General features: G+C 58.6%; 25 protein-coding genes and 1 pseudogene. 12 read left to right on the top strand and 14 right to left on the bottom strand.

Annotated elements, in window-relative coordinates:
• Positions 1–18: 18 nt before the first annotated feature.
• Together ACQRAX_RS14835 and zwf are read right to left on the bottom strand one after the other, a co-directional pair.
• Positions 19–342, bottom strand: coding sequence for a hypothetical protein (locus tag ACQRAX_RS14835; RefSeq protein WP_412040405.1), 324 nt, complete (start codon positions 340–342; stop codon positions 19–21).
• An 85-nt stretch (positions 343–427) separates the two neighbouring features.
• Entirely contained in the window at positions 428–1870 is a 1443-nt protein-coding gene (zwf, locus tag ACQRAX_RS14830; protein ID WP_412040404.1) for a glucose-6-phosphate dehydrogenase, read from the bottom strand.
• Between the two features lie 104 nt (positions 1871–1974).
• Between zwf and hexR the strand changes: the two genes are divergently transcribed.
• On the top strand, positions 1975–2841 hold the full coding sequence (hexR, locus tag ACQRAX_RS14825) for a transcriptional regulator HexR (RefSeq protein ID WP_045186245.1): 867 nt from the start codon (positions 1975–1977) through the stop codon (positions 2839–2841).
• A gap of 105 nt (positions 2842–2946) precedes the next feature.
• Entirely contained in the window at positions 2947–3165 is a 219-nt protein-coding gene (locus ACQRAX_RS14820) for a PA3496 family putative envelope integrity protein (RefSeq protein ID WP_412040403.1), read from the top strand.
• On the opposite strand, the gene ACQRAX_RS14815 is transcribed toward ACQRAX_RS14820, so the two are convergent.
• Positions 3107–4054 (bottom strand): LysR family transcriptional regulator, encoded by a 948-nt coding sequence (locus ACQRAX_RS14815; RefSeq protein WP_412040501.1) that lies wholly within the window; start codon positions 4052–4054, stop codon positions 3107–3109. The two genes, ACQRAX_RS14820 and ACQRAX_RS14815, sit on opposite strands and share 59 nt — an antisense overlap.
• Before the next feature lie 203 nt (positions 4055–4257).
• On the opposite strand from ACQRAX_RS14815, the gene ACQRAX_RS14810 reads away from it, so the two are divergent.
• From ACQRAX_RS14810 to ACQRAX_RS14795, 4 genes are all read left to right on the top strand, one after another.
• Positions 4258–5673, top strand: coding sequence for an acetyl-CoA carboxylase biotin carboxylase subunit (locus ACQRAX_RS14810; RefSeq protein WP_412040402.1), 1416 nt, complete (start codon positions 4258–4260; stop codon positions 5671–5673).
• A gap of 11 nt (positions 5674–5684) precedes the next feature.
• The gene (gene oadA, locus ACQRAX_RS14805; RefSeq protein WP_412040401.1) at positions 5685–7493 is read left to right on the top strand and encodes a sodium-extruding oxaloacetate decarboxylase subunit alpha; all 1809 of its coding nucleotides are present in this window, start codon (positions 5685–5687) and stop codon (positions 7491–7493) included.
• Positions 7494–7709: 216 nt separating this feature from the next.
• Positions 7710–9032: a type II toxin-antitoxin system HipA family toxin gene (locus ACQRAX_RS14800; protein WP_412040400.1), complete on the top strand. Its 1323-nt coding sequence runs from the start codon at positions 7710–7712 to the stop codon at positions 9030–9032.
• Complete coding sequence (locus tag ACQRAX_RS14795; protein ID WP_412040399.1) at positions 9029–9307, top strand: helix-turn-helix domain-containing protein; 279 nt, start codon at positions 9029–9031, stop codon at positions 9305–9307. Before ACQRAX_RS14800 ends, ACQRAX_RS14795 begins: the two co-directional genes overlap by 4 nt.
• 3 nt (positions 9308–9310) lie before the next feature.
• Here ACQRAX_RS14795 and ACQRAX_RS14790 read toward each other — a convergent pair.
• The 3 genes and pseudogenes from ACQRAX_RS14790 to ACQRAX_RS14780 all read right to left on the bottom strand — a co-directional run bounded on the left by ACQRAX_RS14790 (position 9311) and on the right by ACQRAX_RS14780 (position 11089).
• Positions 9311–9985: pseudogene (locus ACQRAX_RS14790) on the bottom strand (GNAT family N-acetyltransferase).
• A gap of 16 nt (positions 9986–10001) precedes the next feature.
• Positions 10002–10448, bottom strand: coding sequence for a GNAT family N-acetyltransferase (locus ACQRAX_RS14785; RefSeq protein ID WP_412040398.1), 447 nt, complete (start codon positions 10446–10448; stop codon positions 10002–10004).
• A gap of 11 nt (positions 10449–10459) precedes the next feature.
• Positions 10460–11089, bottom strand: a complete 630-nt coding sequence (locus ACQRAX_RS14780) for an FMN-binding negative transcriptional regulator (protein WP_412040397.1) — start codon at positions 11087–11089, stop codon at positions 10460–10462.
• Positions 11090–11179: 90 nt separating this feature from the next.
• Between ACQRAX_RS14780 and ACQRAX_RS14775 the strand changes: the two genes are divergently transcribed.
• Positions 11180–12706: a PLP-dependent aminotransferase family protein gene (locus ACQRAX_RS14775; RefSeq protein ID WP_412040396.1), complete on the top strand. Its 1527-nt coding sequence runs from the start codon at positions 11180–11182 to the stop codon at positions 12704–12706.
• A 6-nt stretch (positions 12707–12712) separates the two neighbouring features.
• Here ACQRAX_RS14775 and ACQRAX_RS14770 read toward each other — a convergent pair whose 3' ends face one another.
• The 5 genes from ACQRAX_RS14770 to aspA all read right to left on the bottom strand — a co-directional run bounded on the left by ACQRAX_RS14770 (position 12713) and on the right by aspA (position 18219).
• The gene (locus ACQRAX_RS14770) at positions 12713–13747 is read right to left on the bottom strand and encodes a histone deacetylase family protein (RefSeq protein WP_412040395.1); all 1035 of its coding nucleotides are present in this window, start codon (positions 13745–13747) and stop codon (positions 12713–12715) included.
• 121 nt (positions 13748–13868) lie between these two features.
• Positions 13869–14861: an AraC family transcriptional regulator gene (locus ACQRAX_RS14765; RefSeq protein WP_412040394.1), complete on the bottom strand. Its 993-nt coding sequence runs from the start codon at positions 14859–14861 to the stop codon at positions 13869–13871.
• Between the two features lie 58 nt (positions 14862–14919).
• The gene (locus ACQRAX_RS14760; protein WP_412040393.1) at positions 14920–15912 is read right to left on the bottom strand and encodes an asparaginase; all 993 of its coding nucleotides are present in this window, start codon (positions 15910–15912) and stop codon (positions 14920–14922) included.
• Positions 15913–16050: 138 nt separating this feature from the next.
• Positions 16051–16353, bottom strand: coding sequence for a DUF6124 family protein (locus ACQRAX_RS14755; protein ID WP_412040392.1), 303 nt, complete (start codon positions 16351–16353; stop codon positions 16051–16053).
• A gap of 441 nt (positions 16354–16794) precedes the next feature.
• Positions 16795–18219 carry an aspartate ammonia-lyase gene (gene aspA, locus ACQRAX_RS14750; protein ID WP_045186229.1) on the bottom strand — a complete coding sequence of 475 codons (1425 nt, stop codon included), beginning with the start codon at positions 18217–18219 and terminating at the stop codon, positions 16795–16797.
• Positions 18220–18397: 178 nt separating this feature from the next.
• Here aspA and ACQRAX_RS14745 point away from each other — a divergent pair, with 178 nt between their 5' ends.
• Complete coding sequence (locus ACQRAX_RS14745; protein ID WP_412040391.1) at positions 18398–19309, top strand: LysR substrate-binding domain-containing protein; 912 nt, start codon at positions 18398–18400, stop codon at positions 19307–19309.
• Positions 19310–19313: 4 nt separating this feature from the next.
• Here ACQRAX_RS14745 and ACQRAX_RS14740 read toward each other — a convergent pair whose 3' ends face one another.
• Entirely contained in the window at positions 19314–19922 is a 609-nt protein-coding gene (locus ACQRAX_RS14740; RefSeq protein ID WP_412040390.1) for a hypothetical protein, read from the bottom strand.
• Between the two features lie 270 nt (positions 19923–20192).
• On the opposite strand from ACQRAX_RS14740, the gene purE reads away from it, so the two are divergent.
• The 4 genes from purE (at position 20193) to ACQRAX_RS14720 (ending at position 22696) form a co-directional block, all read left to right on the top strand.
• Complete coding sequence (purE, locus tag ACQRAX_RS14735; protein WP_412040389.1) at positions 20193–20684, top strand: 5-(carboxyamino)imidazole ribonucleotide mutase; 492 nt, start codon at positions 20193–20195, stop codon at positions 20682–20684.
• A 10-nt stretch (positions 20685–20694) separates the two neighbouring features.
• Positions 20695–21777, top strand: a complete 1083-nt coding sequence (locus ACQRAX_RS14730) for a 5-(carboxyamino)imidazole ribonucleotide synthase (RefSeq protein ID WP_412040388.1) — start codon at positions 20695–20697, stop codon at positions 21775–21777.
• Positions 21778–21872: 95 nt separating this feature from the next.
• The gene (locus tag ACQRAX_RS14725; RefSeq protein WP_412040387.1) at positions 21873–22118 is read left to right on the top strand and encodes a GlsB/YeaQ/YmgE family stress response membrane protein; all 246 of its coding nucleotides are present in this window, start codon (positions 21873–21875) and stop codon (positions 22116–22118) included.
• A 44-nt stretch (positions 22119–22162) separates the two neighbouring features.
• Positions 22163–22696, top strand: a complete 534-nt coding sequence (locus ACQRAX_RS14720) for a DUF3299 domain-containing protein (protein WP_412040386.1) — start codon at positions 22163–22165, stop codon at positions 22694–22696.
• A gap of 62 nt (positions 22697–22758) precedes the next feature.
• Here ACQRAX_RS14720 and ACQRAX_RS14715 read toward each other — a convergent pair whose 3' ends face one another.
• Entirely contained in the window at positions 22759–23655 is an 897-nt protein-coding gene (locus ACQRAX_RS14715) for a D-hexose-6-phosphate mutarotase (RefSeq protein WP_412040385.1), read from the bottom strand.
• A 72-nt stretch (positions 23656–23727) separates the two neighbouring features.
• On the bottom strand, positions 23728–24129 hold the full coding sequence (locus tag ACQRAX_RS14710) for an acyl-CoA thioesterase (protein ID WP_009402429.1): 402 nt from the start codon (positions 24127–24129) through the stop codon (positions 23728–23730).
• Positions 24130–24465: the final 336 nt, after the last annotated feature.

The following is a 24465-nucleotide window of genomic DNA, read 5'->3' as shown; positions in this document are numbered from 1 at the left end:
GACCTGCTACAGGAATCGTCAGCTGGTGGTTATGATCTTTTTGATGGTGGTCAGGTGCTCGCCTTCATGCAGCACATTTACGAACGGGATATAGCTGTGATCGCCGGACATCTCGAAGCAGACGTCTTTATCGGTCAGCATCTGCATGAACATGCCTTCTACTTGCTCCAATTGAAGCTCCAGGTTCAAGCCAAAAGATTTGTCCTGGATCCTGGCCTTTACCAGAACCGGGTTGACGCCTGGGTTGGCAACGGTGATGGTGCCTCGGACTCGAAAGCTTCCACCTCCGATGCCTGGCATCAGGTCGTTTTGAATACTCCAATCCTTGGTTTTAATGGCCATGCCTTGATTCCTCGATAATGGTTTGCAACTCATGTTGCAAGCCCATCCTGTTGCTATCGAGGTTTGCGAAGGAGCTGGAAACTCTTCAGCCGTGCCAGGTACTACCCTGGCGTGCCAGCAGACTATGGGCCTGGTCCGGTCCGTTGGACCCGGCCGGGTAGGGCCTGGGCGCCTGGAAGTGTTCTTGCCAGCCATTGAGGATAGGGTCGATCCAGGCCCATGCCGCTTCGACCTCGTCACGGCGCATGAACAGTGTCGAGTCGCCTTCAAGCACATCCAGCAGCAGCCGCTCATAGGCGTCCCAGCGCCGAGTCTGACCGAACACCTGAGCCAGGTTCAGGTTCAGCTCCACGGGCTCCAGGCGCATACCCTTGCCGGGCGTCTTGGTCATCATTTGCAGGCTGATGCGCTCATCAGGCTGCAACTGGATCAACAGTTGGTTGGCTTGGTCCCCCTCGAACAGACGATGGGGTACTGGCTTGAACTGGATGACGATCTGCGATGAACGTTTGCCCAGGCGCTTACCCGTGCGCAAATAGAACGGGACGCCAGCCCAGCGCCAATTGTTGATATGCGCCTCAACGGCGACAAACGTCTCGGTATCGCTGTCGTTGTCGACATCTTTCTCGAAGTAATACGCCGGAACTTCCTGGCCGCCGATCTTGCCCGCGCTGTACTGGCCGCGTACCGTCTTGTCCTGCACATCCTGGCCGGTAATGGGTTTGAGTGCCCTGAGGATCTTCACCTTCTCGTCACGCACGGCTTCTGCTTCAAACTGTGCAGGTGGTTCCATGGCCACCAGGCAGAGGAGCTGCAGCAGGTGGTTCTGTAGCATGTCGCGGGTCGCGCCAGCACGGTCGTAGTAAGCGCCGCGATTTTCCACCCCGAGGGTTTCGCAGACACTGATCTGCACATGATCAACCTGGTTATTGCGCCACACCGGCTCCAGCAGGGCATTGGCAAAACGCAGCGCCATAAGGTTCTGCACCGTCTCTTTGCCCAGGTAGTGGTCGATGCGAAACACCTGGGACTCCGCAAATACCGCACCGATGGACTCGTTGATCGCCGTGGCTGATTCCAGCGAATGACCGATAGGTTTTTCCAGGACGATGCGCGCATCATGGTCGACCAGGCCGGCGATCTTCAGGTGGCTGGCGATCGGTACGAACAGATTCGGTGCGGTGGCCAGGTAGTAGATTCGCGTCAGCCCGCCCGCTTCGCCGAGAAAACGTGCCAGACGCACGAAATCGGCGCTTTGCGAGGCGTCCATGGGGAAATAGTCGAGGCGCGCGGAAAAGCGTGCCCATACATCATCGTCGAAGTCGACGCGGGCAATCTGCGCGCGGCAGCGGCGTTCGGCGAGCTTGAGAAATTCAATACGAGGTAGTGCGCTGCGCGCCAGGGCAATGACGCGCACGGCGGGGTGCAGGCGAGCCTCACGATACAGGTGGTAGAGCGCCGGAAGCAGTTTGTGCAGGGCCAGATCACCGGTGCCGCCGAACACCATGATGTCGCAAGGGATAGTCAATACCACCACTCTCCTAGTTCGTTTAGCTGGGCGGGTCGCCGGTCATGTAGTATAACTACAAGAAAGCTACAACCCGGTCAGTCGATCATAACCGAGTCCTGCCCTTGAATCTGTTGCAACACATCGCCCAGTCGCGCCATCTGCTACGCAAATCGGAACTGAAGGTTGCCGATCACGTGCTGCTTGACCCAGCAGCCGTCATGCACAGCTCCATGGCCGATCTTGCCCATAGCGTTGGTATCAGCGAGCCGACCATCGTGCGCTTTTGCCGAGCCATCGGATGCTCCGGGTTCCAGGACCTCAAGCTCAAGCTGGCCCAGAGTCTGGCGGCGGGTGCCAGTTTTGGCCAGTTCGCTATTCATGAAGACGACTCGGTTGCCGATTACAGCCTGAAAATTTTCGACACCACCCTGCATACGCTGATGGAAGTGCGCGAGCACCTCGATCCTCAGGCCTTACAGCGTGCGGTTTCGGCCATGGCCCAGGCTCAGCGCGTCGAGTTCTATGGCTTCGGTGCCTCGGGGGCAGTGGCAGCTGACGCCCAGCACAAGTTCTTCCGTCTGCTGCTGACGGCGGCGGCGTATTCCGACCCGCATATGCAGGCAATGTCGGCGGTGACCCTCAAGCCAGGTGATGTGGCCATCTGCATTTCCCAGTCCGGGCGCTCCAAGGACCTGCTGATCACGGCCAACCTGGTACGTGAAAGCGGTGCCACCCTGATTACCCTGTGCCCGAGCCAGACACCACTGGCTGAGCTGTCGACGGTCAATTTGGCGATCGATGTGCATGAAGACACGGAAATCTACACGCCGCTAACCTCGCGAATCGCCCACCTGGTAGTGATCGATGTGCTCGCCATGGGTGTGGCCATGGCCCGTGGTCCGAGCCTGGTCAATCACCTCAAGAGTGTTAAACGCAGTTTGCGCAGCCTGCGCCTGTCGCCCAAGTCTGTGAAGGCAATGGACGACTGAAACGTGCGGTGGGATAAGGGTTCACTCACCTGTAACCACCTCGCCGCCAAACTGTAACCCGCACGCGCCACGCTGAACTCCCGCACTCGATCAGGGAGATATGCAATGGCTCGTGAACTCGATGGCTCGTACCAACCCAACGCCAAATCCCGCAAGCAGCAGGCAAAAGATCAGCGTCGCATGGAGTTCCGCCGTGCGATTGAAAGCTATTCCGAACAGCGCCGACTGTTACACGAAATAGCGGATTACCCCGAATTACAGGCCATCAATGTGTGGCAGGTATCGGCGGCAAGCTCCCCGAAAAACGCTCAACAAGCCCACTGATTTGTGCACGTTCGCTGCGGATGAATGCAAGAAAGGCCAAGGCCACCGGCGACTGCCGCTTGGCCTTGGCCTGCACTACACACCAACTGCGGTACAGCGGCAGTTCTTCGACCGGTAGTTCGCGAAGCACGCCGGTGGCCAACTCCAGGTTCAGAGCGTGTCGGGTCAGCAGGGCGATGCCCAGGCCGGCAATCACACATTCGCGCTGGGCATCAGTGGAGGCGACTTCCAGGGTTTGGGTGAAATGCACGCGTTTTTCCTTGAAGTATTCCTCGCAGGCTTTTCGTGTACCGGACCCTTGTTCACGAACCAGTAGCGTATGCGGTTCCAGGTCTTGCAGGCGCAGCTTTTCCAGCTTGCACAGAGGATGATCGGGTGGCGCAACGGCGACGATGGGGTTGTTGAGGAAGGGGAGGAACTCCAAGCCCATGTCTTGCGGCACCATTGACATGATGATCAGGTCGTCGCGATTGTCGGAAAGCCGCCGGATTGCCTGGGCGCGGTTGACCACGGTGAGGGTAAGATTGACCTCTGGGTGCATGCGTTTGAAGGCGGCGAACAGGTGCGGCACAAAGTATTTGGCGCTGGACTCCACCGCCAGTTTCAAGTGCCCCTGCAATGACCCCTGCATGTCGGAAAGCTGCATATCGAGGCTCTCCAGACGGCCAAAGATGTCGCGGCTGGCACGCTGCAGGGCTTCGGCAGCTTCGGTAAGGTAAAGCTTCTTGCCGACATACTCGAACAACGGCTGCCCCACCAGTTCTTCGAGCTGGCGGATTTGTAGACTAACGGCGGGTTGTGTCAGGTTCATTTCCTCAGCCGCCCGACTGTAAGAGCGCAGGTCACAGACCTCATTGAAGATTTGAAGTTGACGCAATGTCATACGCATCAATGACTTACGCATATCGTCCCCGCCTTGGCAAAACCTTGTAACAGCACTATAAGCTTTTGCTTATGCACGCCCTAATAAATATTGATTTTTGTTTATCCAAAGACAGCGCTAGGGTAAAGATGCGACTGGCCAGCGACGATTGGTCACGCGCCGACCGGCGGTGCCGGATCGTTTGTTCTAGCGGCCTTGGGAATACTCCAGTGATAAAAAAAATCCTGATCGCCAACAGGGGTGAAATTGCTGTTCGGATCGTGCGTGCCTGCGCCGAAATGGGCATTCGCTCCGTGGCGATCTACTCCGACGCCGACCGCCATGCCCTGCACGTTAAACGTGCTGATGAGGCCCATAGCATTGGTGCTGAGCCCCTGGCCGGTTACCTCAACCCGCGCAAGCTGGTGAACCTGGCTGTGGAAACCGGTTGTGATGCCTTGCATCCCGGTTATGGCTTCCTGTCTGAGAACGCTGAACTCGCGGACATCTGTGCCGAACGTGGAATTAAGTTCATTGGTCCGGCTGCTGAAGTCATTCGCCGTATGGGCGACAAGACCGAAGCCCGTCGCAGCATGATCAAGGCCGGAGTTCCGGTGACCCCCGGCACTGAAGGCAACGTTGCCGACATCCACGAAGCCCTCGAGGAAGGTGAGCGCATCGGTTATCCGGTGATGCTCAAGGCCACCTCCGGTGGTGGCGGGCGTGGTATTCGTCGCTGCAACAGCCGCGAGGAGCTGGAGCAAGCATTCCCGCGGGTGATTTCCGAAGCGACCAAAGCCTTCGGTTCTGCAGAAGTATTCCTGGAAAAATGCATCGTCAACCCGAAACACATTGAGGCACAGATCCTCGGTGACAGCTTCGGCAACGTTGTGCACCTGTTTGAGCGTGACTGCTCGATCCAGCGTCGCAACCAGAAGCTGATCGAAATTGCCCCAAGCCCGCAACTGACTCCTGAACAGCGCGCCTATATCGGTGACCTGTCGGTGCGCGCCGCCAAAGCTGTGGGGTACGAGAACGCCGGGACCGTGGAGTTCCTGCTCGCCGATGGCGAGGTGTATTTCATGGAGATGAACACCCGGGTACAGGTGGAACACACCATCACTGAGGAAATCACCGGTATCGACATTGTTCGTGAGCAAATCCGCATTGCTTCGGGCCTGCCGCTGTCGGTCAAGCAGGAAGACATCCAGCACCGCGGCTTTGCCCTGCAGTTTCGGATCAATGCTGAAGATCCAAAGAACAACTTCCTGCCCAGCTTCGGCAAAATCACCCGTTATTACGCACCCGGTGGTCCCGGCGTACGTACCGACACGGCGATTTATACCGGCTACACCATTCCACCGTTCTACGACTCAATGTGCCTGAAACTGGTGGTCTGGGCGCTGACCTGGGAAGAAGCCATGGATCGCGGCCTGCGGGCCCTGGACGACATGCGCGTGCAAGGGGTGAAAACCACGGCCGCCTATTACCAGGAAATCCTGCGCAACCCAGAGTTCCGCAGTGGTCAGTTCAATACCAGCTTCGTTGAAAGCCATCCGGAACTGACCAACTACTCGATCAAGCGCAAACCCGAAGAGCTGGCCCTGGCCATCGCTGCCGCCATTGCCGCCCACGCAGGCCTGTGAGGAATCCCATAATGTCCAAGAAAATCTTTGTAACCGACACAATCCTGCGCGACGCCCACCAGTCTCTGCTGGCCACCCGCATGCGCACTGAAGACATGCTGCCTATTTGCGACAAGCTCGACAAAGTCGGCTACTGGTCGTTGGAAGTCTGGGGCGGTGCGACCTTCGACGCTTGCGTGCGCTTCCTCAAAGAAGACCCGTGGGAGCGCCTGCGTAAACTGCGCGCTGCCCTGCCTAACACGCGTCTGCAAATGCTTCTGCGCGGGCAGAACCTGCTCGGCTACCGCCACTACAGCGATGACGTGGTCAAGGCTTTCGTGGCCAAGGCCGCCGTCAATGGTATCGACGTGTTCCGCATCTTCGATGCCATGAACGACGTGCGTAACCTGCGCGTGGCCATCGAAGCGGTCAAGGCTGCCGGCAAGCACGCCCAGGGCACCATTGCTTACACCACCAGCCCGGTGCACACCATCGACGCTTTCGTCGCTCAAGCCAAACAGATGGAAGCCATGGGTTGCGACTCGGTAGCCATCAAAGACATGGCTGGCCTGCTGACCCCTTACGCCACTGGTGAACTGGTCAAGGCACTGAAGGCTGAACAGTCGCTGCCGGTGTTCATCCACTCTCACGATACCGCAGGCCTGGCTGCCATGTGCCAGATGAAGGCCATTGAGAACGGCGCCGATCATATCGACACCGCTATCTCCAGCTTCGCCTGGGGCACCAGCCATCCTGGCACTGAGTCGATGGTTGCGGCGCTCAAGGGCAGCGAGTTCGACACCGGCCTGGATCTGGAATTGCTGCAGGACATCGGCCTGTACTTCTACGCTGTACGGAAAAAGTATCACCAGTTCGAAAGCGAGTTCACTGCGGTCGACACCCGTGTGCAAGTGAACCAGGTGCCGGGCGGGATGATTTCCAATCTGGCCAACCAGCTCAAGGAGCAGGGTGCACTCAATCGCATGAACGAAGTGCTGGCCGAGATCCCGCGGGTCCGTGAAGACCTCGGCTTCCCGCCGCTGGTGACCCCAACTTCGCAGATTGTCGGTACCCAGGCGTTCTTCAACGTGCTGGCCGGCGAGCGTTACAAGACCATCACCAACGAGGTAAAGCTGTACCTGCAAGGCGGTTACGGCAAGGCTCCAGGTGTGGTCGACGAACAACTGCGTCGTCAGGCTATTGGCAGCGAAGAAGTGATCGATGTGCGCCCAGCGGACCTGCTCAAGCCGGAAATGACCAAGCTGCGTGCTGACATCGGCAACCTGGCCAAATCGGAAGAAGACGTGCTGACTTTCGCCATGTTCCCGGATATCGGGCGCAAGTTCCTTGAAGAGCGCGAAGCCGGCACCCTGACCCCTGAAGTACTGCTGCCGATCCCGGAAGCGGGCGCTGTGGCCTCGGCCAGTGGCGAAGGCGTACCAACCGAGTTCGTGATCGACGTTCACGGCGAAACCTACCGCGTCGACATCACTGGTGTTGGCGTCAAGGCTGAAGGCAAGCGCCACTTCTACCTGTCCATCGACGGCATGCCGGAAGAAGTGGTGTTCGAACCGCTCAACGAATTCGTCGGCGGTGGCAGCAGCAAGCGCAAGCAGGCCAGCGCACCAGGCCACGTCAGCACCACCATGCCGGGCAACATCGTCGATGTACTGGTCAAGGAAGGCGACATGGTCAAGGCCGGTCAGCCAGTGCTGATTACCGAGGCGATGAAAATGGAGACCGAAGTGCAGGCGGCCATCGCTGGCAAGGTCACCGCCATCCATGTGGCCAAGGGCGACCGGGTCAACCCAGGTGAAATCCTGATCGAGATCGAGGGCTGATTTTCAGGCCTTCATCTACAAGCGGTTAACCTCTGGGGAGCATTTGCTCCCCTTTTTTTGCGCATACACATGCACTTAAATGCAGAAATAGGGATAATCGTCAACGGTATGTGCACTTTAATGCATATTTTTGATTCGTAATTATCGAAAATTGCACTATATTGCAGTTATGAAATCACTTCATTCGATATAAATGCAGTAAATTGCAGGCCTCTCATGCATATCACGCTTCAGCTCTATGCAGACGGTCGGTGGCAGGACGTCATGTCCCTGAACTTCGCGCAGCCAGCAAACGGTTTTCTGAGCCCCTGCGAACTCGCCTATAAATCCGGCTACATCAAAAATAACCTGGACGCTTACCAGAGCATCTTCGGCATGGCCGTTAGTGCCAGGATTGCGGTGGACTACGACACGCTTTCGTTACCGCGGGCACCGGCCTTCCTGTACGACATCACGCCATCGGGGGCCGCCAAGCGTTTTCTGCTCCAGCATATTGGGCGCGAGAAACCCCTAGGCCTGGGGGATGACATGTTCCTGTTGGCGCGCAGCACACCGGCGCCCATCGGCAACCTGCGTGTCAAAGAGTCGATCGAGGCACTAGATACTGCTGCACCTATGGGGTTTACCCGCCAGGACGTAGTGAGTCGAGACCAACGCTTCCTGGAATATGCCTACGAGCAAGGTGCCGCAATCGGCGGTGCGACAGGGGCGGGGGGAGAGGCTCCCAAGTTGCTGTTGACCGAGGACATGGGTGGGCAACTGTATCCGGATGCAGTGCTGGACGATGCCCAGGCTACCTGCCACTGGTTCGTAAAGTTTGCCCGAAATCAGGCACTGAAAAACGATCAGGACATTCTTCGTGCGGAATACTTGTATTACAAAGCACTGCAAACGTTGGGTATCGACACCGTCGCAACTGCTGAACTAGCCTTGGAAGAGGCAACCAAGCCAAGCTTATGGATGAAGCGCTTTGATCGCCAGGTCCGCGAGCGGGGTGTTGAGCGACTGGCGGTAGAGTCTATGTACTCGTTGGCCGGCGTGACTGAGGCTGGAAGTCGGATGGATCACTTGGAGGTCATCCGCTTGCTGGTGAAGGTGTGGATCGAGGCAGGGCAGGAGGCGCAGGTGCCAGATCTTGTCGCCGACTATCTGCGTCGGGACCTGATCAACAAAATTCTCGGCAACTCCGATAACCATGGTCGCAATACGGCGGTGATGCGTAGCCATGATGCGATTCGTCTAGCTCCAATCTATGACCTTGCGCCGATGGTGATGGATGCCGAAGGCATCACCCGAACCACCAAATGGCCTACAACCGTAGAGCGTGCCGGTGAAGTCGATTGGCGTGCAGCCTGCGACTGTCTGGCTGGGTTGGTGAATCCGCAACAGGCCTTTGACCGGCTTCGTCAGGACGCCCAGCCATTATTGGCATTGCCAGACCTTCTGGTTGAAGGTGGTCTAGGCGACACCGTGATGAACCATCCGGCCATTGCTTTGAAGAACCTGGAGCAACGCATGAAAGGCTGGGGACTACTATGACGGTTTCGATTGATGTTCGCGGCCTGCTGATTGAAAGTGTGCGCGAGGGTATCGCCGATGGTTCCTTGGAGCTGGGGGCGGCGGTACGGCGTTTGCGTGTCGAAGTGGCAAAGTTGCATCAGAGTCAGTTTGCTCGTATGTGCAAGATTTCCGTACGTACTCTGATTCAGATCGAACAAGGCGAAGGAAACCCGACGCTCAAGTCGCTGAACGCTGTGTTCCGGCCTTTCGGTTTACAGATGGGGGTGGTCAGGCGGGTGCGCCCGGTCAGCTGAACTTCAGGCTGAAGTGCGGCAAGCCTCCAGCGTACTGCGTTGCCCCCCTGGTCGCTGATTATCAGCACTTAGCCAGCGCTCGAACCCCGCTGCAATCGTCGGCCACTCATCATCAGTAATCGAGAACCAGGCAGTATCCCGATTACGATCCTTGATCACCATGTGTTTGCGAAACACCCCTTCGAAGGTGAAGCCAAACCGCAAAGCAGCCCGTTTCGAGCGGGCATTGTCGTTATTGCACTTCCATTCCAGGCGGCGGTTACCCAATTCGAATGCCAGCTTGCTGAGCAATTACACCGCTTCAGTGCCCTTGGGCGTACGCTGCATAGCGGCACCGAAGGCGATGTGGCCGATCTCGATACGGCCCTGCTCGGGAACGATCGACATCAGGCTGAGAATGCCCTGGGTTTGGCCGCTGGCCAGGTCAATGACGCTGTAGAACAACGGGTCGCTGCTGGCTGCATTACTGTCGAGCCAGTGATCGAAGTCTTCCCGCTCAGTAAACGGGCCGTAAGCCAGGTAATCCCAGAGTTTTGGGTCGGCTTCAGGGCCTTGGAACACCTGCCAGAGATCTTCCCGGTCTCGTCGAGGATCGAGTTTCTCTAAGCGAGTGAAACGTCCGACCAAGGCTGTAGGCTGGGGGCGTTTGGCCGGGTGCCAGTTTAACGATGCGCTCATAAGGTGGCTCCTGGGCTTACAGCGGTTTGCGAAACTGAATGAAGCCAGGCCGTTCGGCGACCTGTTCGTAGAGACTGATCGCGGTGGCATTGGTTTCATGCGTCAGCCAGTGAACCTTGGCGCAGCCTGCGGCGCGCGCGCTATCGTAGACATACTCGATCAATTGCCGGCCAAGCCCCAGGCCACGTTGTTCACTGTCCACGTACAGATCCTGTAGGTAGCAGGAGTTTTCGATGCTCCAGTTGGAACGATGATAGATCCAATGGACCATGCCCACCGCTTTGCCATCGACCCAGGCCAGTGCGGCGTTGGTCGGCTCGCTGACATCAAGCATGCGCTCCCAGGCCACGGCGCTTACTTCATCGGCAATTCGGGTTTCGTAAAAGCGTTGATAGGCCTGCCACAGGGGCAGCCAGGCGCTATGGTCGTCGGCGGTGACTCGGCGGATGGTAACGGTAGACATGGGCGATTCCTTCAAGGTTGGCGCATCAATGCGGCCAGTTGGTTGTCCAGTGGATCGGTGCTGTTGGCCAGGCCCGTGCGTACGCCTTCAATGTCGATGGCCGAACGGTTCTGGCTGAGTTTGCGTGTGCCTTGCAGACGCTCAATGGGAAGGGCAAAGCCGACGATGGCCCTGAGCATCCCGGCCATGTAGTCGGCAGGCGCTTCATCCACCGACCAGGGGTTGGTTTGACGCTTTTCATGGTGGTCGCTCAGGCGCCTGACGATATCCAGCAGGCGCTCAGCGTCATGAAACACCTCGGCTTTGCCCCAGGCGTGTACGGCCAGGTAGTTCCAGGTGGGTACAGTGCGCGGGTCCTCAAGCTTGCTTGGATAATAGCCAGCGCTGACGTAAGCGTCGGGCCCGGCAAATACCACCAGGGCCTCGGTGCCGTTGGCCAGTTCCTGCCATTGGCGGTTGGCGCGGGCAAAGTGTCCGTAGAGCGTGCCATTGCTGCCTTGGCTACGATCCAGCAGCAACGGCAGGTGACTGGCTTGCAAACCCTGTTCGCCGTGGGTGACCAACACGGCCAGGCGGGTTTGTTCAATCTGCTGCTGCAGCTGGGAAATATCGGTTTCCTTGTAGCTCGAAGGTGTGAACATGAGGATTGTCCTTGGCGAATGGCTCAATCCTAGGCAGGCTATTGGTCTATGGTAAGAGCCATTTTCAGCTAATTTGATAGGTCCATTGTCATGAGCGTGCGTCCTTTTACTCTGCCGTTCGACCCCACCGGTATTGTTCTTGACCCTCGCCAGGGGTTGAGCCGTCAGCTCTACCAGGCCTTGCGCATGCGGGTACTGGATGGTCGCTTGAGCAGCGGCACACGATTGCCGGCAACGCGTGACATGGCCACCGCATTGGCCCTTTCACGTAACAGCGTGGTGCGTGCCTATGACCAGTTGTATGCCGAAGGTTTTATCGAGAGTCGGGTGGGTGATGGGACCTATGTGAGTCAGCTGGCGAAACTATCCACAAAAGTATCCACAGGGTTGTCCCTGGGTTTTTCCACAGGGTTATCCACAAAATCAAGTGAAAGTACTGATATTTTATCCAGTAAAGTTATCCACAGCGGTCCCCTGGAGCGCCTGGAAAAGCACTATTTGCCTACTCCGAAAAGCGAGGCCCCGCGGGCTTTTCGTGTCGGTTTACCGGCGCTTGATCTGTTCCCATTCGACGTCTGGGCCAAGCTGCAGGCGGGATTTTGGCGCAATCCGGATCCTGCGGTATTGGGCTATGGTGACCCTGCAGGTGAGCCGCAGCTACGCGAGCTGATTGCTGCCTATTTGCGTCGATCACGCGGGCTTTCCTGCTCAGCTGAACAAATTGTGATCACCAGTGGCGCGCAGCAGGCGATTAGCCTTTGTGCACAGTTGTTGCTGGAGGCGGGTGATGTGGTGGCTGTGGAAAACCCCGGCTACCGCGCTGCCGGTAATGCCTTTGCCCTGACCGGCGCCCAGGTGCGAGGCATTGCAGTCGACAATGAGGGGCTGGACTGCACTGCGCTGCATGAGCTGACGGGTTGTCGCTTGAGTTATGTAACCCCGGCGCACCAGTACCCCACAGGAGTTACCATGAGCCTGGCGCGACGCCTGGCGTTGTTGGATTGGGCGCAGCGCAAGGATGGCTGGATCATTGAGGACGACTACGACGGCGAATACCGCTACAGCGGTGCGCCGCTGGCGCCGTTGGCGGCACTGGATCGCAGTGGGCGAGTGCTGTACATCGGCACCTTCGGCAAGATCGCCTTTCCAGCGTTACGCCTGGGCTATCTGGTGCTGCCGCAACAGTTGGTGCAAGCCTTCTCTCGTTTCCGCGCATTGGCGGTAAGGCATTCCGAAGTAGGTACGCAGGTGGTTATGGCGCAATTTATGGCCCAAGGTCATTTTCAGCGACACATACGTCGGGTGCGCCGCGCCGCGTTGAATCGGCGCAACGCGCTACAGGCAGGCTGGCCTGTGGATATCCCAGGCCTTGGACCGATGCCCGAAGTGGCGGCGGGGCTACATGTGAAGGTTGACGTCGACAGTTATGAGCGCGAGCAGGAACTGATCGCTCGAGCTGAAACCGTCGGTGTTGAGCTCAACGCACTAAGCGACTACTGGTTGCCGGACTCGACCACGCCTGTGGATAACCGCGCGGGACTGGTGCTGGGCTTCGCCGCAGTAGGCGAAGCGCAGATTGCCGAGGCCCTGGCACGCTTGCGGCGTGCCTGGGTTTGAGGTGGCTTATGCTCGAACGCGCTCGAATCCTTCCAGGACGTTCACGGCATTGATCCCGATTTCCTCGACCGCATAACCGCCTTCCATGACAAACAGCGTCGGTTTGCCCAGGCGCGCGATGCGCTCGCCCATCTGCAGATAGTCGGGGCTGTCCAGCTTGAACTGGGAGATCGGGTCGTCCTTGAAGGTGTCGACGCCAAGCGACACCACCACGACGTCAGGCGCATAGGCGGCGATGCGCTCGCAGGCCTGGTCAAGGGCATTGCTCCAGGTTGGCCAGTCGCTGCCAGCGGGCAATGGATAATTGAAGTTGTAACCCAAGCCGTCTCCTTCGCCCAGTTCGTCGGCATAGCCGAGGAAGAATGGAAACTCAGCCTGCGGATCACCATGAATGGACGCGAACAATACGTCGCTGCGCGGGTAGAAAATTTCCTGGGTGCCGTTGCCGTGGTGGTAATCGACGTCAAGGATGGCGACTTTGCTGTGTCCCTGGTCGAGGAAAGCCTGGGCGGCAATCGCGGCGTTGTTCAGATAGCAATAGCCACCCATGACATCGCTGGCGGCATGGTGTCCTGGTGGGCGGCACAAGGCAAAGGCACTGTGGGCGCCCGCTTGCACGGCGGCCTGCGCAGTCAGCGCTACCTGCGCTGCACTATAGGCAGCCTGCCAGGTACCTGCGGTAATCGGCGCGCCGGCATCGAAGCTGTAATAACCCAGCTCGCCATGCAAGCCGGTTGGTTTGACGCTGCGCAGGGTGCGCGCTGGCCAGGTGAAGGGCAGCAAGTCGCCGTCATGGCCAAGGCTGGCCCAGCGCTGCCAGGCATCTTCGAAGAAATTCAGGTAGTCGGTGCTGTGCACCCGTAACAGCGGGGCGCGGCCAAAATCTGTTGGGCCTTGCACGGGCCCCAGTTCCTGGCTTTTGACCCGCTCCAGCACATGATCGGCACGCGAAGGCATTTCAAAACAGGGCATCAATTGCCCGTCGATCAGCTCGCAGCGGCCGTGGTGCAGGCGATGGTCATCAGAATAAATGGTCAGCATTTTGTTGTTCTCTGGAGTCACTGGCGTGGGGTCCATTGTTGATGGACCGGCTCCGGTTCAGAACGACGTAAACGGCCAAAAGGGGATCGATGTGGCCAGCTTGGCTGTCCGGATTTCGCCCTCAGACGCGGAAATGGCTTGGGGCGACGCCGCTCCAGCGTAGAAACGCATGGCGAAAGCTGGCGGTTTCGCTGAAGCCAAGTGCTTCGGCGATTTGATAAATCGGTAACTGGTCATCCGCCAGTAATTGCTTGGCCCGTTCAAAGCGCAGCTCATCGAGCAGTTGTTGGTAGCTGCTGCCCAGTTCCTGGAGATGGCGGCGCAAGGTGCGCGAAGAGCAGTTCATCTGTTTTGCCAGGCCTTCCAAACCGGGTGCCTCTTGCAGTTGTTCGAGCAGCAACTGCCGGATTCGCCCCAACCACGCCTGACGCCCGGTGAACTCCAGGTTCTGCCGACGGCAGCGTTCACTCATGGATCGATGGGTGATTTGATCGGCCAAGGGCAAGGGGGCGTCCAGCCAATGGCGTTCAAAAGCAAAGGCGTTGTCACTGGCCTCAAAGTGCAGCGGACAGTTAAAGGTGTCTGCATACAGGACTTGATAATCCGGGGCGGCGTGGACAAAACGTGATGCCAGCAGCGGAAGCGATTGGCCGAGCAAGTCGTCGCAGATGACTTTCAACGAAGTCAGGCAAAACTCGGCATTGAAAGCGGCCAAGTGCGGGGCTTCGCGATAATTGCTAGCGCTGAACCAGATGCGTTCGCCGTCGTCGATCAGGCGCAGGTGAAAAAGTGTTCCCAGTAGCGCCGGATACTGCATGGCCAGGCGCAAAGCGTCACCTAAGGTGGCACTGGAAAGCAGGGCGTAACCGAGCATGCCGTAGCAGGAAACATGCATGCGCTTGCCCAGTGCCAAGCCCACTTCACGCCGGCGTGCCACGGCGTTGGCACACACCAGCAACTCCTGGCGCGTGGTGATGCGCGAGTCGGCACGGCCCAAGTCCGCCGGGCTTATACCACTCCCTTCAAGCAGCGCAGCGGCGTCTACCTCATCGTCCTGGAAGGCTTGCAGAACCAAGGACACAGCGTTGAGGGTAGTGAGGTGTGAGTGGAGCATGGTTGGCTTCCTGCTAAAGGGCTGCCGGTAAGCCAGCAATATGCGTGCCTTGCCGCGATTAGCGCAGCTCTCCACAGAGGTCCAGTTCGATCAGGCGGCGCACTTCTTCGTTCGGCACGCCTGCCCCGAGCAGCAGTTGTAACTTGCCGAATGCCGCTTCGCGGGTCATTCCGCCACCGGACAATACGCCAACCTGGCGCAGGCGGCTGCCGGCTTCATAGACATCCAGCTCGACCCCGCCCTCGTGGCACTGGGTGATTGCCACTACCACTACACCTTGTGTCTGCGCCTGCCTCAGGGCATCAAGAAAGTCCCCGTTGTCAGCAGGGCCGGTGCCGCTGCCGAAGCATTCCAGGATCACGCCCTGGGCACCGCTGGCAAGCGCCGCCTGCAAGATTGGCGCACCGAAACCGGGTACCAGAGGCAGTACTGCCACGCCGACGGGCTGTTTGGGCTGTCGATAATCGAGTGCTTTTGGCAAGGACTGAACGTGGGGTGCACCACCAAAGCGCTTGAGTGTGACGAAAGGGTGCCGGCCAAAACTGCGCACCTTAGCGGTACGGCTAGGCTCGAGCAGTTCGCGATGAAAATACAGCTGCACACCCGAAGCCAGGCCTTGAGCCAATGCGTGCAGGGCGCCGATAAGATTCTCCCAGGCATCACTGTCGGCAACGCCGGCTGGCAGCATGGAACCGGTGAACAGCACAGGGGCCTGCAAGCCAAGGAGCTGGAAACTCATGGCGGCAGCGCTGTAGGCGAGGGTGTCGGTGCCGTGCAGGACCAACACGGCATCACAGCCTTGAACATCGATAGCGTCGATGATCGCTTCACGCAGTCGTTGCCAGTACTCGGGCGTCATGTTGGCACTGTCGATCAGTGGCTGCATTTCGCGAAACCGCCAGCCTGGGAGATCGCTCATCCCGGCCAGGTGGTCGCGCATCCGCTGCTCGAAGCCCGAGGCCGGGGCGAGGCCGCTGGCACTGGCCTGCATGCCGATGGTGCCACCGGTATACAGCACCATGATGTTACGAGCGGGGTGTACGGTTGCCATGGGCTGTCTCCGTGGTCGGCCAAGGTTTGGTCAACCACACTACGTCATCAGTGGGGGGCTGTCAGCGTTGCGGTGTCAGCGGGGGGCGGGGTACTTGCATCGCAGGCAAGGCCAGCCCCCACAAAAACAGTGGTTCGGCTAATGGGGAGTGAAGATCCGTTGCACGCCAGCCCCCTCAAGCACCGCATCGATCAGCGCATGCGCCACCTCTATATGCTGGCCGGCACCCGAAATAATTGAGCGGTCGTTGTGCGTTAGATGATCAAGCGCATCGCTAACCGTGGCTTCGGCACAACGCAGCAGTTGGCAGGCATGAAGCAATGCTTCTTCAGCGGGTATGCCTTCGCGGACGTTGAACATCAGGTTGGTGCCGAACGGGGTGTTGGCGGTGGTTGCGTGGGAAAGGTCGAGAATGGGCGGATCGGGGACGATTTTTTTCATGAGCACCTCTGTCAGTGAAGCATGCATCCTTCGCTGCTAAACGAAGGTGGCAGCCGTACGCGGGTTAGCAGACCGGTGACAGAGAACCGGCGCACCCGGAGGTGCCCCACGTACAACCGCCATAACAGTGGCGTCCGTAGATTTCTGTCATATCCGGACTGCTAAATCCGATCATTGGATTTTCCAACGACGGCAGCAGCCTAGGCCCACGAAAGGCCAGGCACAACAGAGTAACGGCGTCGAAAGTATGATTCAGAACGGTCCTACAGAAAACACCTACAGTCTCGCGATTTGTCGCTGCTTTTTGTGGGGCCGGCGAAGTTGCTACGGCAAATTTCTCACAAGACAGGTATAAAAAAAGGGCCCGGGGAGTGATCCCTGGGCCCTCAAAAGGTGAGAGGTGTCTAGTCCCTCGACCTGGTGAGCGTTTTACCGCATCGGTTACGCTTTAAGCGGAACCAGGCGCGGAGCAATCATGTTTTCCGGACGCAGGATGTCGTTGAGCATCTCTTCGTCCAGCAGGCCTTCCTCGCGGACCAGTTCCAGCACACCACGGCCACTTTCCAGGGCGATGGCAGCGATACGGGTGGCGTTTTCGTAGCCAATGTACGGGTTCAGGGCGGTGACCAGGCCAATCGAGTGTTCGACCAGTTCACGGCAGCGCTGCTCGTTGGCGGTGATACCGACGATGCAGTGCTCGCGCAGCATGTCCATGGCGCGCTGCAGCAGGCGGATCGAGTCGAAGATCTTGTAAGCGATCAGCGGCTCCATCACGTTCAGTTGCAGCTGGCCGCCTTCGGCAGCGACGGTCAGGGCCAGGTCGTTACCCATGATGGCGAAGGCTACCTGGTTGACCGCTTCCGGAATGACCGGGTTGACCTTGCCTGGCATGATCGAGCTGCCTGGCTGACGCGCTGGCAGGTTGATCTCGTTGATGCCAGTACGTGGGCCGCTGGACAGCAGGCGCAGGTCATTACAGATCTTCGACAGTTTGACCGCAGTACGCTTGAGCATGCCCGAGAACAGGACGAAAGCACCCATGTCCGAGGTGGCTTCAATCAGGTCGGCAGCCGGTACCAGCGGTTGGCCGCTGATGGTTGCCAGACGCTGTACAGCCAGGGCCTGGTAGCCAGGGTCGGCGTTGATGCCGGTGCCGATGGCGGTACCACCCAGGTTGATTTCGGTCAGCAGTTCTGGAGCCAGCGAGCGCAGGCGCTGCAGGTCTTCGGTCATGGTGGTGGCGAAGGCACGGAATTCCTGGCCCAGGGTCATCGGCACGGCGTCCTGCAGCTGGGTACGGCCCATCTTCAGTACGTGGTCGAATTCCTTGCCTTTAGCGGCGAAGGCCTGAATCAGGCTGTCGAGGCTGGCCAGCAGTGCGTCGTGACCGAGCAGCAGACCCAGGCGGATCGCAGTCGGGTAGGCGTCGTTGGTCGACTGCGCCATGTTCACGTCGTTGTTCGGGTGCAGGTATTTGTACTCGCCCTTCTGGTGACCCATGGCCTCCAGTGCGATGTTGGCGATGACTTCGTTGGCGTTCATGTTGGTAGAAGTACCAGCACCGCCTTGAATCATGTCGACTACGAACTGCTCGTGGTAGTCACCGCGGATCAGACGGGCGCAAGCCTCGCTGATGGCGGCGTGCTTGGCATCGCTCAGGTGACCCAGCTCACGGTTGGCGTCAGCAGCAGCCTGTTTGACCATGGCCAGGGCCACAACCAGTTTAGGGTAGTGCGACAGCGGAACACCGGAGAGGTGGAAGTTGTTGGCAGCGCGCAGGGTCTGGATGCCGTAGTAGGCATCAGCTGGGACTTCAAGGGTGCCAAGCAGGTCTTTTTCGACGCGGAACGATGCAGCAGCGGACATGATAAATATCATCTCGAGTTTGGCCCGGCACATGCCGGAATGGCGCCAATCCTAGGCCTGCGCCGATTTTGCGGCCAATGCTGTTGCGCGCTAACCTATGCACAAACGGCATAATGGTTGATGTGACGCCAACCGACATTCGAGCGTGTGCCATTTTGGTGCGCGCCTGGAGAGACAGATGAACCTCGAAAGCAAATGGCTGGAAGACTTCAGTGCCCTGGCGGCGACCCGCAGCTTTTCCCAGGCCGCTGAGCGCCGCTTTGTAACCCAGCCGGCCTTCAGCCGGCGCATTCGCAGCCTCGAGGCGGCGCTGGGGCTGACCTTGGTCAACCGCTCGCGGACGCCGATCGAGCTGACTGCAGCGGGTCAGTTGTTTCTGGTGACGGCGCGTACCGTGGTCGATCAGTTGGGCGAAGTGCTGCGTCATTTGCATCACCTGGAAGGTGGGCAGGGGGAGGTGATTCAGGTCGCCGCCGCGCACTCACTGGCCTTGGGGTTCTTCCCGCGCTGGATCGCCCAGTTGCGCAATGACGGCTTGAACATCGCCACCCGGCTGGTAGCGACCAACGTTGGCGACGCGGTGCATGCGTTGCGCGAAGGCGGTTGCGACCTGATGCTGGCGTTCTATGACCCGGACGCTGCTCTGCAGATGGACGCGGAGATATTCCCTTCGCTGCACATGGGCAACACTGAAATGCTGCCGGTATGTGCAGCTGACGCCAACGGCAAGCCACTGTTCGACCTCGAAGGCGAGGGCAGCGTGCCGTTGCTGGCTTACAGTGCTGGCGCGTTCCTCGGGCGCTCGGTCAATCTGCTGTTGCGCCAGCGTAATTTGCGTTTCACCACAGTGTACGAAACGGCCATGGCCGACAGTCTCAAAAGTATGGCCCTGGAAGGCCTGGGCATTGCCTGGGTGCCCAGATTGTCGGTGCGCGCTGAATTGGAACGCGGCGAACTGGTGATCTGTGGTGACACCCCGTGGCATGTGCCGCTGGAGATTCGCTTGTATCGCTGTGCATTGGTGCGCAAGGCGAACGTTCGGTTGCTCTGGCGAAAGCTGGAGTCGGGCAGCAGTCACGACCCCGCATGAGTCGTCAGCGAGAATTGGCCTGTATGTAATCAGCGATGTTCTGGCGATTCTTGTCGCTGTACCGATAGCAATTGGAGCGAAGCGGCACACGGGGGTGGGTATAGGTTTCGCAAACCCACCCATTGAATTTGACTTCTGCATCTTCATGGGTGGCTGAAAGCATATGCCCTATCTCGTGGGCTGCTGAGCTATAGGTCGTGATCGAGGCGATTGCGGTGACACCTTTTTCGTAAGCCAGCCCGGCGTTGTAGTTCAGGCCTGACCTGTCATAAACCCCCTCGGTGAGCAAAATGTGCTTGTTCAGGTACGAGCGTTCGGGGATCTGTTGGCTGAACGTTTCAAGCAGTTGTAGCGATGACATGTCCGAATAGTCGATGTCTGTGATACCAGGCACGTTGCGTTTAAAAATGACTTCTATCGGATGGTTGGTGAAGAGGCGCATCTCGTCTAGCCAATGCTGGAAGTAATCCTTGTTGAACTGCTCATCACTGATGGCGGCGAGTTCATTGTGCGGGTAGACCGATATAACCAGAGATCTGGCTGCAACCGCAGAGGGCAGATGTAACGTGAAGGCTAGCGCAAACAACAGGGTGATTCGTTTGAGTAGGGGCATGACGGTGTCTTCCATTGACGTCGTGGTTGAAGCACCGACGGTAAGGAGAAACAGGCCGCTTCGGTAGCTGGAAAATTGTCCTGCGAGACAGGTTATCCTTTGATCCGTCAATTGCCGTCGGGACTGGGCGGGCAGGGCTGCAGTAGGCTATAATCCCGCGCCTTCGGCCGAGTTGGTCGATTTAGAATCCGTATGACGAGCCACGCCGGTACTCCTGCGTGGCTTGTTGCTTTTGGTGCGCCGTAAGGCGCTTACAGGAGAGGCTCGACGATGAGTGCACTGGTTGGCGTGATCATGGGCTCCAAGTCCGATTGGTCCACCCTTAGCCACACCGCCGATATGCTGGAAAAACTCGGCATTCCCTACGAGGTCAAGGTGGTTTCTGCCCACCGTACCCCGGACCTGCTGTTCCAGTATGCCGAAGAGGCCGAAGGTCGTGGCATCGAGGTTATCATCGCCGGTGCGGGTGGCGCTGCCCACCTGCCGGGTATGTGTGCGGCCAAGACCCACCTGCCTGTACTGGGCGTGCCAGTGCAATCGGCAATGCTCTCCGGCGTCGATTCACTGCTCTCGATTGTGCAGATGCCCGCTGGTATTCCAGTTGCCACCCTGGCCATCGGCAAAGCCGGGGCGATCAACGCCGCGCTGCTTTCGGCGAGCATCCTAGGGGCCAAGCACCCACAGTTCCATGCGGTGCTCAAACAGTTCCGTGCTGAGCAGACAGACAACGTTCTGGACAATCCAGATCCGCGCCAGGCCTGAGGTCAATCACATGAAAATCGGTGTAATCGGTGGCGGCCAACTGGGTCGCATGTTGGCCCTGGCAGGTACTCCGCTGGGCATGAACTTCGCCTTCCTCGATCCGGCCCCTGATGCCTGCGCCGCTCCGCTGGGCGAGCACCTGCGAGCCGATTACGGCGACCAGGACCACCTGCGCCAGTTGGCCGACGAAGTCGACCTGGTTACCTTCGAGTTCGAAAGTGTGCCGGCTGAAACCGTGGCCTTCCTGTCGCAATTCGTCCCGGTCTATCCAAGCGCCGAGTCGCTGCGCATCGCCCGCGATCGCTGGTTCGAAAAGAGCATGTTCAAGGATCTGGGCATTCCGACGCCGTCATTCGCCGATATCCAGTCGCAAGCCGACCTGGACGCTGCGGTGGCGAGCATTGGGCTGCCGGCTGTGCTTAAAACCCGTACCTTGGGTTATGACGGAAAAGGTCAGAAAGTGCTGCGAACTGCCGAGGATGTTGTCGGTACTTTCGCTGAACTGGGTAGCGTTCCTTGTCTGCTGGAAGGCTTCGTACCGTTCACCGGTGAAGTGTCGCTGATCGCTGTGCGTGCTCGTGATGGCGAAACCCGTTTCTATCCGTTGGTGCACAACACCCACGAGAACGGCATTCTGCGCTTGTCGGTTGCCAGTGAAGATCATCTGCTTCAGGGCCTGGCCGAAGACTACGCCGGCCGCGTGCTCAAGCAGCTCGACTATGTCGGCGTGTTGGCGTTCGAGTTCTTCGAAGTCGACGGAGGCCTTAAAGCCAACGAAATCGCCCCGCGTGTGCACAACTCCGGGCACTGGACCATCGAGGGCGCCGAGTGCAGCCAGTTCGAAAACCACCTGCGCGCCGTTGCCGGCCTGCCGCTGGGTTCGACCGCCAAGGTCGGCGAGAGCGCCATGCTCAACTTCATCGGCGAAGTGCCAGCAGTGGACAAGGTGGTTGCCATCGATGAATGTCACCTGCATCACTACGGTAAGGCCTTCAAGGTCGGGCGCAAGGTCGGCCATGCCACCCTGCGTTGTGCAGACATGGCGACCCTGGAACAGAAAATCCAGCAAGTCGAGACCCTGATCCAGGGCTGAAGAGGGAACCTTCCTTCTTCGCGATCCCTCTGATGGCGGGATGCCAAAGCGCTGACTAGGCTTTGGCGTGCGCTATTTCATTCAGAGGGATTGCCATGGGTATCATCGGAACCATCTTCATCGGCCTGATCGTCGGTCTGCTGGCGCGCTTTCTAAAGCCCGGCGACGACAGCATGGGCTGGATCATGACCATTCTCCTCGGTATTGCCGGCTCGCTCGCTGCGACCTACGGCGGCCAGGCGCTAGGCATCTATCAGGCAGGAGAGGGCGCGGGCTTCCTGGGTGCGCTGGTGGGTGCGGTCGTCCTTCTGGTGATCTACACCATGGTCAAAAAGAACTGATGACAGGCTAGAATGCTCGGCAATTTCTGTTGCCGAGCATTCCCATGCGCCGTGTATTACTGCTTTCACTGCTGCTCATCAGCAGCCTTGCCCGCGCCGAGCTGGCTGAAACCGATTGGCTGGAACTGATGCCCAAGTCGGACCAGAAAGCCTTGGAACTGATGCCCGAAATCGATCACAACTCCCCGGAAGCCATGGGCACCTTCACCGAGAAAGGTGGCATGAAGCAGGCCAAGGGCCTGCCGGCGGTCATGTATTCGAACAAGACCGTGCCTGGCATGAACGGCAAGCAAATCCGTCTGGGCGGTTATCCGGTGCCGCTGGAAAGTGATGCCAAGGGCAACAGCACGCTGTTCTTCCTCGTGCCCTATCCAGGCGCCTGCATTCACGTTCCGCCGCCGCCGCCGAACCAGTTGGTGCTGGTGCGCTATCCCAAGGGACTGAAGCTTGAGGATATCTATACACCGCTGTGGGTCAACGGCACATTGAAAGTGGAGAAGGTCAGCAATGATCTGGCGGATGCTGCCTACGCAATGGATGCTGACAAGGTGCGGGTGGTGGAAGACGCCGATCTTTGAAAGCACCCGCGACGGTCCGGCGTCACGGTAAATACGCTCCCACCGAGCCCGCTGAGTGTGGGCTAGAGCGGTTCGCTACTGAGGGTCAGGCTCAGTGAATGAGTTGCCCCTGGCGCCAAGGTGACCACGTCATCCCACACATTGGCTGTCTCGATACACAGCATGCGCTGCCAGCCATCGTCGGCCATGTCAGCCAGCTGCGCAGCGCGATCCGTCCATGGATTCCAGATCACCGCTGAGTGAGAACCGCTACTGCTAAGGCGAATGCGCCGGTTCCAGGCTTTATCAACGATGGCTAATTGCGCAGGTGCCTGCAGGTAAATGCGATCAGTCTCGCCAGCGAAATCCAGGTCACCCTCCTGCGTGTGTTGCTCCCAGTCGGCCAGCGTTTCGATATAACCCAAGCCATCGACACCTTCTACCTGCACCTCACGTACATCGCTGACAGCGAAATAGCTGTGCAGTGCCTGGCTGACGGTGATGGGAACGTTGTCGAGGTTGTAGCTGGTGAGGGTAATTGTCAGTTGCTCGCCTAGTACGATGCTCAGTTTGAGCTCGACATTGTGTGGCCAGCCGGGGAGGTCGCCCTGGGTGTCGGGCAGGTTGAAATCAACCCGCACCGCATCGCCTGTTTCGGCAATTCCCAACAGCTGCCAGTCGCGACTGCGGACCAGGCCATGAGCAGGTGGCTCAGTGCCTTGGTACATGGCCTGCACCGCTTGCGGATTGCGGCTCAACTGGCCAAACCAGGGCCAGCACACCGGTACCCCGGCACGCACGGATTTGCCCTGCGTGAAGATGGCCTGCTCGCTCAACCACAGCAACGGCGGCTCGCCGAGTCGCTGGTAGCTCAACACTTGCGCGCCCTGCTGGGCGACCAGCAGTTCTGCGCTGTCAGTGGTGATGCGCCAGCAATTGAGCTCGCCGTGCTGTTCGGATTCGACCTTGGGTGTGGACATGCGCTTGATCTCGTTGGTTTGCCGTACGGTTTTGGACCGCTTGCATACCTTCGAGTTTACCGCGCAGGCAACTCAGCGACGAGGAGGAACCGAACGGGTGCGGCCGCTGCCATCGATGGCCACGAACACAAATACGGCTTCAGTCACCTTGCGCCACTCACTGGATAACGGGTCGTCGCTCCATACCTCGACCATCATTTGGATCGAGCTGCGGCCGATTTCCAGGGTCTGGGTATAAAAAGACAACTGGGCGCCAACGGCGACAGGGACCAGAAAGGCCATACGGTCGATAGCCACGGTAGCAACACGGCCACCAGCCACGCGACTGGCCATGGCGGTGCCGGCCAAGTCCATCTGAGCGACCAGCCAGCCGCCAAAGATGTCGCCGAAACCATTGGTTTCACGCGGCAATGCAGTGATTTGCAAGGCCAGGTCGCCTTGCGGGATAGGATCTTCTTGTTCGAGTTCAATCATGCCGGGGGTGCCTCTGACCCGTGACGCTTCGTTGGTTGGCGCTAATACAGACGCCTCGAAAAACGATTCAGCACAACCATACTACGCTGCTTTCGCTTTGCCAGGCGGCGAAGGGAAACTCTGCGAAACCGACTAAGCATATCTAGCGGCGTTTTCGCACAACATCCTTCATGTGCCCCAACTTTTTCCTATAAGCGGCCAGTATATAGAGGCGAAAGCGCAACGACGACCATGGCGTCATGAATACTTGTATTGAAAATGTACTGCTATGTGCTTTTTCCGGCAATTTGATATCGTTCGGGACTTCCCAGGCCGAAACACGCGTCTCAGACGGCC

Origin of the sequence: Pseudomonas sp. UM16 (genome assembly GCF_050312595.1) — a bacterium.
Taxonomy (GTDB): Bacteria; Pseudomonadota; Gammaproteobacteria; order Pseudomonadales; family Pseudomonadaceae; genus Aquipseudomonas.
This window is presented reverse-complemented; position numbering and strand designations above follow the sequence as displayed.